Here is a 10238-nt window from a genome sequence, read left to right as displayed (position 1 = left end):
AAACCGCAACACTCACCGGCGGCACCGCCACCGTCACCGACAGCACCCTCGCCGTCGGCACACACACCATCACCGCCACCTACACCGGCGACGGAAACTTCAACACCTCCAACGGCACCGACACCCACACCGTCACCGCAGCCGACACCACCACCACCGTCACCACCGCACCCGACCCCACCGACTTCGGCGAAACAGCCACCATCACCTTCGCCGTCACCGCCAACCCACCCGGCGCAGGCACCCCCACCGGCACCGTCACCTACCAGATCGACGGCGGCGCAACCCAAACCGCAACACTCACCGGCGGCACCGCCACCGTCACCGACAGCACCCTCGCCGTCGGCACACACACCATCACCGCCACCTACACCGGCGACGGAAACTTCAACACCTCCAACGGCACCGACACCCAGACCGTCAACGCCGCCCAGACGACCATGACCGTCACCTCCTTCCCGGACCCGTCGACATCTGGAGAGACGGTCACCTTGACCGCCGCCGTACAACCTGTGGCCCCCGGCGCCGGGGTCCCCACGGGGACCGTCGACTTCGTCGTCACCGGCGCCAACTCGGTGACGCTGACCGGGGTGCCTCTGGACGGCAGCGGCGTCGCGACCACCACCACCAACGCGCTCACCGTGTCGGGGGCCGACACCATCACCGGCACCTACGCCGGCGACGGCCAGTACCTCGGCTCCAGTGACAGCGACAGCCACACCGTTCTGTAATCTGCCAGCCACTACGGTCCTGCACTGCAGGACGGCGCCGGGCCTGCCCCACGGGGCAGGCCCGGCGCTCGTATTCACCCACCAGCTTTCCGGATGCCGAAAGCCCGCGACCGTAGACCACCCGCTCTCGTCGACCGACTCCTGGTCTACAGCCCTTGGGAGAGCAGGAGTTCGTGCGCGAGCCGCGCGCCTCGGGCTGCCTCTTCCTCCATCTCGGTGTCCTGGGACGGGATCTCCTCCAGGCCCTCCGCGAGTGCCCGGACGGCCTGGGCCAGGGTCTGGACCTGGGACTCCAGGAGGCGCAACCGTTCGTGCACGTTCGGGGCAACCTTCTCAGTCATGACGGGCCTCCTCACTCCGTCCGTCCGACCAGGAACTCGGTGCGGCCGGGCAACTCAATTTCCGGTGCAGGTCCGGTGCAGGACCATGGGCTCCGCGAGGTGTACGCGGAGGGCGATTGCTGGACCACCGCCTCGGTCCAGGACTCCCCATCACCGCAAGTACCCCAAACCGCCCATATGCTCATGCGGCCCACGATCCGGCAGCGACTCCGGCGGCTTACGGTGCGGGACGTCCTCGACATCGAGCCTCAGGCGCGTCCCCCTGATCCTTAAGGCGGGATGACGTGGCGGAGCTTGTCGGGGTTGCTGATGACGCGGATCTCGGTGATCCGGCCGTCCGACACGTCCAGGCAGGCCACGCTGTCGATCACGCCGCCCGAGGTGACTCCTGGATGTGACACGGGCCGCGAAGGGCCCGCACACGGGCCCGGAAGGGTCCGCGCTCGTGGTCAGGACGTGGGTCCGGATCCGGTCCCGGTAGGGGCGCCGGGCTCACCCCTGAGGTGGCACTCGACGTCCACGACCCCCTCCACGGCTCGTACCAGGCGCGCCGCCACCGAGATGAGCGAGGTGTCCCGGATCTGCCCGCTGAGGGTGACGACTCCCTCGTTCACGTCGACGTGCACGGGCCGGGCGAGGCCGGGGAAGAGGTAGGCCACGACCGTGCGGCGGACCTCCTCCGCGATGTCCTCGTCCGACCGCAGGAAGATCTTGAGCAGATCGCCTCGGCTGACGACGCCCTGCAGCATGCCCTCGTCATCGATGACGGGCAGCCGCTTGACGTGCCGTACGGCCATGATCCGGGCCGCCTGGGCCAGAGTTGCGCTCGGGTGGACGGTCACGGCGGGTGCGCTCATGAGCTCTTCCGCGGTCACCGCTCCCGCCTTGGCCAGATCGGACAGGCGTCGCAGTTGCTCGCCGCGGCTCGGGTCGCTGTCGCGGAACTCCTCCTTGGGCAGCAGGTCCGCCTCGGAGACGACCCCGATGACCCGCCCTTCGCCCTCAAGGACCGGCAGCGCGCTGACCTTCCACCGCTCCATGGTCCTGACGATCTCCTTGAAGGGCGCGTCGCGGCCCACGGCGACCACGGTCCGTGTCATCACATCGCTCACGATGTACGGGGTCTCAGGCATGGAGCCTCCTCCTCCCCGCTGCTTCGTCGGATCGGTTCGACGTCCGGTGGGTCGGGGCCTGGCTCCCGCTCGCAGACGGAGCCGCCCAGCCCCCTGCTCCAGCCGTCACCTCCAGCATCCGGCGAGAAGTGGCCCGGCCCCAGGGTCTGAAGGGGCACGGAGGTGGGCCGACCGGCCCTGACCCGGGCGGTGCGAGCGTGCCCACGGGGGTACCCGGAGTACCTCCCGTCAGCCGGAGCGAAGGGCGGTGGGGACCATGGAACTCCCGCTGGTCGTGGGTGTCGACGGATCGGAGTTCAGCCTGCAGGCCCTGGACTGGGCCGTGGACGAGGCGGCCCTCCACGGGCTGCCCCTGCACCTGGTCCATGCCTCCCGGTGGGAGCGCTACGAAGGAGGCCGGCCGTCCCTCGGTACCGACCGCCCCACCAAAGAGGAGCTGGCCGGGCACATCACCGCCTCCTCCGCGGAACGGGCCCGGCTGCGCAACCCCGAGGTGAGGGTGTCGAGCGAGGTGCTGCCTGATGACGCCGTGACCGCGCTGCTGAGTGCGGGCCGGGAGGCCTTCGCCCTGGTGACGGGGTCCCGCGGCCGGAGCGAGCTCGCCGGGATGCTGCTGGGCTCCGTCAGCCTCTCCATGGCGGGCCGCGCCACATGCCCGGTGATCGTGGTCCGCGGTGCGGGTCTGAACCAGCGGGGGACCTTCCACCGGATCGTTCTGGGGGTCGGCGACACCACCGAGGGCTCGGCCGCCGTACGGTTCGCCTTCCGCGAGGCCGAGGTGCGCGGCTGCCCGCTTTTCGCCGTGCGGGCCTGGCGCCGCCCGGCTCACGAGCACGTGGACCACCCCCTGATCGCCGACGACGCCGTCCAGGTCCACGAGGACCAGGCCTCGGCCGTCCTCACCGACGCGCTGAACCAGGCCGTACGCGACCACAGCCGGACCGTCTGGCACCGCGAGGTCATCGAGGGCCCGGCCCACAAGGTCCTTTTGAACAAATCGGCCGACGCCGACCTGCTGGTCGTCGGCGCCCTGCGGCAGCACGGCCACTCCGGTCTCCAGCTCGGCCGGGTCATCCACGCCCTGCTGCACCACTCCGACTGCCCGGTCGCCGTCATCCCGCAGCGGGCATGAGGGAGTGCATCGCCCATGGGCCCGAGCCGGGGCGCTCCGCGGCGACCCGCTGCGCTGCCACCGTGAGCCGCGCCGGTTTTCTGTACCGAACGAGTCGGTTTATCCCCGCCCGGCCATGTAGTCGGCGGAGAACGGGCCGAGCAGGGCCGAGACAGCGGCCTCCAGGTCGGCCACCTTGCGGATCTCGCCGCGCTCGCGGGCCCGCTCCAGCACCGCACTGGAGTCGGCAGGCATGGCCGAGGCCCCGCCCGCGACCGGGCACACCCGGACCGATCTGGTCGCCATCCTCCGGAACGTCGCGACCACGGTGGAGCAGGTCCGGGGCATGGCACTGATCCGGAGCTCTCCTGCTGGGCGCGGGTCAGCGCAGTGAGCAGGAGTTGACGACGTCGCCTGAAGCGGGCTTGGGGACGGTGCCGCCGGCGGGCGGGGCCGCGTGGCGCTCGACCCAGTCGGTGAGGACGTCGAAGGCGGTGCGGTAGCAGGGCAGGATGGGGCGGAGCCGGTCCGGGTGGGTGTCGTAGAGGCCGTCGACGTGCGTGCCGCCCTCGACCGTGTAGGAGCGGTGCAGCCGGGCGCGATGCCGGTCGGCGATCATGTCCGCGTAGACGTCGGAGTCGGTCGCGATCGGCAGCAGCGCGTCCAGGTCACCGTGCAGAGTGATCATGGGCTTGCCGATCCGGCCGGTCAACGAGATCCGTTCGACCGCCCGGTGCACGGACCGCGGGCGGGCGGCGTAGTCGTACGACGCGTCCGAGGCGCAGGGGGCGAGGATCTCCGCGATCGTCGAACCGGCCGACGCGCCAGGGCAGTCGGGGTCGTACGAGGGGTCGAACTCGGCCCGGTAGACCTTCTGCGTCAGCCCCCAGTAGACGGCCTCGTGGTACGGCCACAGGAATTCCGTGCCGGGGGCGTAGCCGGCGGCGATCATGTCGTCGTGGGTGGCGCGGCCCGCCTGGTGGGCGACGCCGGTCGGCAGGTAGGTGAAGAGATTGGGTCCCTCCGGCGTCCACAGCGCGCCCTCCCAGTCCGCCCCGCCGTCGTACAGCTCGGGGTGGTTCTCCAGCTGCCAGCGGGTGAGGTAACCGCCGTTGGAGATGCCGGTCATGTAGGTGCGGCGCGGAGCGTGCCCGTAAGTCTGCTCGGCCACGGCCCTGGCGGCGCGGGTGAGTTGGGTGGTACGCCGGTGCCATTCGGCGATCGCGTCGCCGGGCCGGTCCCCGTCGGTGTAGAAGTCCGGTCCGCTGTTGCCCTTGTCGGTCGAGGCGAAGGCGTAGCCCTTGGCCAGGGCCCAGTCGGAGATGAGGGGGTCCAGGGAGTACTGCTTGCGCGTGCCGGGCGCGCCGGTCACCACCAGCCCGCCGTTCCAGCGCTCCGGCAGCCGGATGACGAACTGCGCGTCGTGGTTCCAGCCGTGCGTGGGGTTCAGATGCGAGGAGTCCGGGAAGTAGCCGTCGACCTGGATGCCCGGAACGCCCGAGGGGTTCTCGGTGCCCTTCGCCGTCAGCGAGGCCCAGTCCGTGGAGTCGGTGTACTGGGTGCCGGTGAGCGCAGCGGTGGTCATGTCGTCCAGGCAGGCCGCTGTCTGGTGCTGCGCGCCGGGCACGGCGATGCGGTCCTGGCGTGCGCAGTGGCTGTGCGCACTTCCGGTGGCCAGGGCGGCCGGACCGCCGAGCGTGGCCACGGCGAGGAGCGCGGCTGCGGCCGGTGCGAGGTGTCTGGACAGGTGCACGGGTGGGCCTCCTCGGACGAGTAGCGGATCGGCGATCAGTTCCTCGCAGGCGAGCCGGCCCGGGAGCGTCGTGCCGGGGACGCGCCCGGCGAGGCAGCACGACGTGCTGTACGGGTGCGAGTTCCGCCGCGCACATCGTCAGTGCCGCCCGGCGGGCCGGCCACGGAGCAAGCCCCCATGCCGTCGGGGCACGTGGTGGTGGTTCCCCACGTAGCTGCGACCGCGCGGCCGAACGTGGTGACGTCCGGCCCACGTCGGCGTGCCGAAAGTTCCCAATGGCCGGTCCCTCAGGCCCGATCAGGGACCGGAAGGGACGTCTGGAGGTGCCTCGGCGGGCGCGGAGCTGCAGCGACCCCGGGCTGTACGCGAACACGGCCGGCGGGCTCCAGGCCCGCGCGAGCACCTGCCGCCGGCGGAACCGAGAAGCCGGCCGGACACGACGCCCCGCCCGCGCGAGCCGAGCACCAGCATCTCCGACGTCGCGCCGCGGGCCACGAGGACCGTGACGGCCGTCTCCGCGACCTGCTCGGCGGAGATCGACACCTCCGGGTGGCGGGCCGCGGGATGCGCCTCGGCCTCGCGCAGGATCCGCTTCGCGCCGCGCCTGCGCCCCTCGGGCTCCTGGGCGGTACGCGCTGTCTGGGGCGGCTCGGCCCAGGCGTGTGACGCCGACGGCCCGGGGTTCACTGAGCTGAACAGCCCCTCCCAGGAGGGGGCGTTCAGCTCAGTGAACCCCGGGCCGCCCTACGTCGTCACATCGTCTCCATCTTGATGTAGCGCCAGGCCTCCGGGGCTTCTGACAGGACCACCGCGACCGCCGCGGCGGCCAGTGCGCCGACGGCGATGCGCACCACGATCGCCGGGATGAAGATGCCGTTCCTCATCGAGGAATCACCTCCTCTCCCAGAGTGCCCGGTGCGGTGGCAGGCGCTTCCTCCAGCAGCTCCGCCACCAGCGACTCGACGAGCCGTACCGCCTCCTCGACCGCCCGCTGAACGGGTTCGCTGAGCTCCACCAGCACATCCGGCTCGTCACCGGTCATCCGCACCGCGGGCTCGCAACCGACGACGAGGATGCGGGGCAGCGGTCCGTCGCTGCCGTCGCTGAGGTGGCGGGCGAGTGCCAGGACCTTGACCGGGTCCATGGCGTGCGTCTCGGGGGCGCCTTCCATGTCCTCGATATCGGGCTCGATGACCGACAGCGTGCCGGGGCGCTCCCCTCTGGGGGCGGCATCCACGAGCAGAGCGGCGTCGTAGCCCTCGAGCAGCCGGTAGGCGAGGTCCATTCCGCGAATGCCGAAGTCCACTACGTGGACGCCGTCGGGAAGCGTCCGCCGGCTCAGAGCGGCGGCCACGGCCGGGCCGAATCCGTCATCGGCCATAAAGACATTTCCGATGCCGGCGACCAGGATGCGCGGGCGAGGGGGTGCACCCGTCCCCTGAGTGGCGGGCCCGGCCGGATCCAGTTCCCCGGGCGAGAAGAAGAAGCGGTGACCGATCTGCCCATTCCCCCCGAAGTCGCGTCCCGGGTCCCCTTCCAGGACGACCGCGACGTGGATCCGGCCCTCGAAATCCTCCTCCACGCCGACTACTTCGGCGATGCGCCCGGCGAGTGCGAGATCGAAGATGTCGGCCCCGCCGGACGGCCTCAGCCGCACCCGGCTCCCCGGACGCAGCGGAACCCCGTCCACGGTCACGGTCTTCCCGATCCCGGGTGACACGGCGTCACCGGACAGCTGCCCACTCACGCGTCCTCCGAGGGCCGGAACTCGCGGATGGTCCCGTGCAGGCCGATCAGTTCGTCAGGGCTCAGCCCCGCGCAGCGGTCGAGGATCTCCCGCGCTCTGGGGTCGCAGGCCCGGGCCTCCGCCTGCTCCTCCTCGGTCAGGCTCAGCACGCTGAGGACGAGCAACTGGTCGATCTCCGTCCCGTCGAAGAGGTCTCCGGGGCTCTCCGGGGCCACCGCCGGAAAGTCGTACAGGGTGACGGGGGACGACAGCACCGTGTGCGCGCCTGGTGTGCTGTCCCGCCGCGCTCCTGGGGGGCGGCCCTCGCCGTCGTCCACGAGTACGGGCCAGGTGCCCCGGTTGTCGCAGGCCGCGGCGAGGGCGCACAGGCGGGCCGGCGGGTCGATGAGGGAGACGAAGCGTCCGGCGTCGCTGTGCAGCAGCGTGTGAGTGGAGACGAAGGCGTACGCGGCGGCCTCCTCCCGGGCGTTGGGCGCGCCGGCCTCCGGACCGGGATACGGCGTGGTGTTCTCGATCCGCACCGTCAGCCGGTGCACGCCGTCCGCGACACGCACAGCGCCCACTTCCACCGTGCCGGTGAGCGGCCGCCGGCTGCGGACGAGACTGCCGACGTGGCGGCCCGACGCGTCGACCAGTGGCTCACGATCGGTGCCCGCGGGGAAGTCGATGGCGGCCGTGGCGGGATCCCGCAGGCCCGCGGGCAGTGTCACGGGGACGAGCACCTCGCGTTCGACGGCCTCCTGCCAGGCGAGGTAACGCTCTCCGTCCACGGTCAGCTCGTCGACGGGCTGCGGTCCGTCCGGTCCTTCCCGGACGACACCACGGTCGACGACCTGCAGAAACCGTACGCGGATCGACACATCCACATCGGCCGCGCTCCCCTCCGCATGACCGGTGTCGAAGAGGACCTGGGTCTGCATCACGCTCTGTTCACCGAGCTCGGCGGCGCACGCCTGCGGGAAGACCCCGCCGAAGGTCCAGCGCTTGGCGTTCTTCAGCGCGGACCTGCGGTACGGCCAGAGCAGGTAGCCCTCGTAGAGGCAGGTGCGCACGATCTTCTCCACGGCCGTCTCCGCGGCCTTTTCTACGGTGTGCATGGCGCTCCGGTTCCGGTGGTCGTGGCTTCCCCGAGGGTTTCCGTACGGGTTTCCGTGAGGGCTTTCGCGGGGGTTTCCTGGAGGGCGGCCCTCTCGAGCAGGCCGCGGATCGTGTCGTCCCAGCCGCCGAGCACTTCACGCGCCCGGAAGGCGTCGAGCCGGTCGTAGGTCTCCCTGGACAGCCGCAGCCAGGGACTGCCGCCGAAGTACCGGTCGATCAGCTCGTGCCACAGGTCGGCGGGCAGTCCGTACGCGGTGTCCTTGGTCCAGGAGATCTGGGCGGTCCGCAGCGGTCCCTCGGCGGCCCGGAAGAAGACGGTGCCGCCGAAGAGGAAGTTCAGGGGCACGTCCCCGTCCCGGACGGCGCGCAGGTACTTGGTCACACCCAACTCGATGTCGTACGGGCACGGCACCGTGATGTCGACTGCGGTGCCCCTGTCGAACGGCGGCACGACCACCGTCGTCCGCGCCCAGTGAAGGGGGCGCATGGTGCTGCCCCACCGCTGCGGCTCGCCGAAGAGCTCGGTCAGGGCCCGCCGGGCCTCCGGGCCGTAGCGGCGCCGGGCCGCGTCGATCAAGATCGCCGTCGTCAGGCTGACCGAGTCCACTGGGCCGCCGCCGGCGCGGGTGATCTCCAGCCGGAAGCGCAGCGTCGGAACCGCGGCGTAGCGCTCCGGCTCCACACCGGTGATCGCGAAAGCCAGGTCCGGGATCGCGTGGCGCGCCGCCGTACGGTCCGTCACCGTCACGCCGGGGACAGGTTCGGCATGTCGGGCATCACGGGTTCCCGGTGCCTGGCGTTGATCCCGGTGGACCGGCGGGCCGTCGAGCGGTCATCGGGCAGATGCCCGGGGTGGTACTTGATGACGCCCCTGTGGTTGCCGCGCCGGACCCCTCTGACGTGTGCCGCCTTGTCGAGCTGTACGTCGGGCTTGCCTACGGTGATGCCCATGACGCCTCCTCGGTCGTGGTTCGGAAGTCGGTGGAGAGTTCATCGAAGAAGGATCTGACCTGCTCCCACACCTGGGGACCACCACCCAGTCCCTTCCAGTGTGCGCGCACCACGGCCACCAGCCGGTAGCAGTCGTCCAGAGGCACCAGCCAGTGCTCCCGAGCGCCGTCGGCCTGGTTCACCAGCAGAGCTTCGACGTCCTCCGCCATCGTGCTCAGAGCCGGGTGGGAGGCCTCCAGCTCGCGCCAGCTGTGCGGATCCACCGTGGAACGCATGGTGCCCAGCGGGCTCGGATAGCCGGCCGAGACCTCCCCCGACGACCCGCTGCGCGTAAAGAATGCGAGGTCGACAGGGATGCCCAGACCGGCCCAGAGCATCTCGTCGATGTCACAGCCGTCCAGCCGCAGCCTGCGCCGCGGCAGGAGCCGGAGGCGGTACCTCCCGGACGGAGTCTGGGGGAGCGCTCCTCCCGCCTCCTGCCGGTCGAAGAGCAGGGAGCAGGCGCGGCAGGCGCAGGACATGGCGCCCGTGTGCAGGTCGAGCAGGTGACGGTGTGCCTGGTCGATCGGCTCGGCGCACAGGTCGCACCGCTCCGGGCCATCGTGGCCAGTCTGGCGGGGGTGCCCTCCCCCCGCCTCCGGGACCGTGGTCCCGCCAATGCCGCCAGTCCCGCCGGTCCCGCCGGGGCGAATGGCGTGGTGCGCGAGGCGCCGCAGGCGGGGTGCGGCGAAGTGCGTCGTCGCGGGGCTCATCCGGCACTCCGTCCCGCGGGCGTCCGGCCCTGGAACAGCGCCTCCACCGGGATGAGGGTCTCCGGCACCGGCTCCGGGCCGCTCTCGATCCCGACGTCGAGGATCTCGGGCGCTGCTCCGGCGATGGCATCCCGTACGGCCTGCTCTGCCGGTTCCTGGGCAGACGAGCAGCCGTGGCCGCGGCGCTCGAGCCGGATCCGTACGGCCGTGTCCGACAGCTCCAGCAGCTCCAACTCGCAGCCCTGCGACCGCACATGGCGGCCCACCTCATCCAGCGCTCTCCGCACCCGGGTCTCCACCGGGTCGGGGTGCAGGTCGTGCACGAGCAGCAGATGGCCGACGAGTTCGTCGGCCGCGAGCCGGTCCAGCAGACCGCTGAGACCCGTACGGCCGGCGGCCGTGCCGTCGTCGGCCTCTCCCGCTCCGTCGGTGTCCGCGGTTTCGGCCGCGTACTCGATGACCCTGGCGAGGCAGTCACCGTAGAGGCCGACCAGCGCCTCGACGGTCTCGACGGCCCGTGCGGCCGCGGCACTGTCCGGCAGGGTCTCCAGACCGGCCAGCAACTCCTCGGCCCTGGCCACCTGCGCGCGTGCGTGCTCGTCATCCCATGGCATCCCGGCG

Annotated in this window: 14 protein-coding genes; 2 read left to right on the top strand and 12 right to left on the bottom strand. The window is 71.4% G+C overall.

Translation table 11 applies throughout. The features are described from left to right. On the top strand, positions 1-731 hold a 731-nt coding region (locus ACTWP8_RS32725), incomplete at its 5' end, for an Ig-like domain-containing protein (protein WP_443325706.1). A gap of 146 nt (positions 732-877) precedes the next feature. Here ACTWP8_RS32725 and ACTWP8_RS32720 read toward each other — a convergent pair. Together ACTWP8_RS32720 and ACTWP8_RS32715 are read right to left on the bottom strand one after the other, a co-directional pair. Then, positions 878-1072 (bottom strand): hypothetical protein, encoded by a 195-nt coding sequence (locus ACTWP8_RS32720; protein WP_443319100.1) that lies wholly within the window; start codon positions 1070-1072, stop codon positions 878-880. Between the two features lie 449 nt (positions 1073-1521). Then, positions 1522-2205: a CBS domain-containing protein gene (locus tag ACTWP8_RS32715; RefSeq protein ID WP_443325705.1), complete on the bottom strand. Its 684-nt coding sequence runs from the start codon at positions 2203-2205 to the stop codon at positions 1522-1524. 256 nt (positions 2206-2461) lie between these two features. Between ACTWP8_RS32715 and ACTWP8_RS32710 the strand changes: the two genes are divergently transcribed. Next, entirely contained in the window at positions 2462-3337 is an 876-nt protein-coding gene (locus ACTWP8_RS32710; RefSeq protein ID WP_443325704.1) for a universal stress protein, read from the top strand. A 99-nt stretch (positions 3338-3436) separates the two neighbouring features. On the opposite strand, the gene ACTWP8_RS32705 is transcribed toward ACTWP8_RS32710, so the two are convergent. The 10 genes from ACTWP8_RS32705 to ACTWP8_RS32660 form a co-directional block, all read right to left on the bottom strand. Beyond that, positions 3437-3622: a hypothetical protein gene (locus tag ACTWP8_RS32705; protein WP_443325703.1), complete on the bottom strand. Its 186-nt coding sequence runs from the start codon at positions 3620-3622 to the stop codon at positions 3437-3439. 76 nt (positions 3623-3698) lie between these two features. After that, a complete protein-coding gene (locus ACTWP8_RS32700; RefSeq protein WP_443325702.1) occupies positions 3699-5069 on the bottom strand; it encodes a tannase/feruloyl esterase family alpha/beta hydrolase in 1371 nt (456 codons plus the stop codon). A gap of 297 nt (positions 5070-5366) precedes the next feature. After that, complete coding sequence (locus tag ACTWP8_RS32695) at positions 5367-5756, bottom strand: universal stress protein (RefSeq protein WP_443325701.1); 390 nt, start codon at positions 5754-5756, stop codon at positions 5367-5369. 65 nt (positions 5757-5821) lie between these two features. Beyond that, a complete protein-coding gene (locus ACTWP8_RS32690; RefSeq protein ID WP_443319106.1) occupies positions 5822-5953 on the bottom strand; it encodes a DUF6893 family small protein in 132 nt (43 codons plus the stop codon). Further along, positions 5950-6816 (bottom strand): hydrogenase maturation protease, encoded by an 867-nt coding sequence (locus ACTWP8_RS32685; protein ID WP_443325700.1) that lies wholly within the window; start codon positions 6814-6816, stop codon positions 5950-5952. The genes ACTWP8_RS32690 and ACTWP8_RS32685 overlap by 4 nt, the downstream gene beginning before the upstream one ends. Continuing rightward, complete coding sequence (locus tag ACTWP8_RS32680; RefSeq protein WP_443325699.1) at positions 6813-7913, bottom strand: hypothetical protein; 1101 nt, start codon at positions 7911-7913, stop codon at positions 6813-6815. The genes ACTWP8_RS32685 and ACTWP8_RS32680 overlap by 4 nt, the downstream gene beginning before the upstream one ends. Further along, a complete protein-coding gene (locus tag ACTWP8_RS32675; RefSeq protein WP_443325698.1) occupies positions 7901-8662 on the bottom strand; it encodes a DUF6084 family protein in 762 nt (253 codons plus the stop codon). Before ACTWP8_RS32675 ends, ACTWP8_RS32680 begins: the two co-directional genes overlap by 13 nt. Continuing rightward, entirely contained in the window at positions 8659-8865 is a 207-nt protein-coding gene (locus ACTWP8_RS32670) for a hypothetical protein (protein ID WP_443319110.1), read from the bottom strand. The genes ACTWP8_RS32675 and ACTWP8_RS32670 overlap by 4 nt, the downstream gene beginning before the upstream one ends. Further along, positions 8850-9617, bottom strand: a complete 768-nt coding sequence (locus tag ACTWP8_RS32665; RefSeq protein WP_443325697.1) for a DUF5947 family protein — start codon at positions 9615-9617, stop codon at positions 8850-8852. Before ACTWP8_RS32665 ends, ACTWP8_RS32670 begins: the two co-directional genes overlap by 16 nt. Further along, on the bottom strand, positions 9614-10231 hold the full coding sequence (locus tag ACTWP8_RS32660) for a NifU family protein (protein ID WP_443325696.1): 618 nt from the start codon (positions 10229-10231) through the stop codon (positions 9614-9616). The genes ACTWP8_RS32665 and ACTWP8_RS32660 overlap by 4 nt, the downstream gene beginning before the upstream one ends. Positions 10232-10238: the final 7 nt, after the last annotated feature.

This window comes from Streptomyces sp. 7N604 (assembly GCF_052245475.1).
In the GTDB taxonomy this organism is placed as follows: domain Bacteria; phylum Actinomycetota; class Actinomycetes; order Streptomycetales; family Streptomycetaceae; genus Streptomyces.
This window is presented reverse-complemented; position numbering and strand designations above follow the sequence as displayed.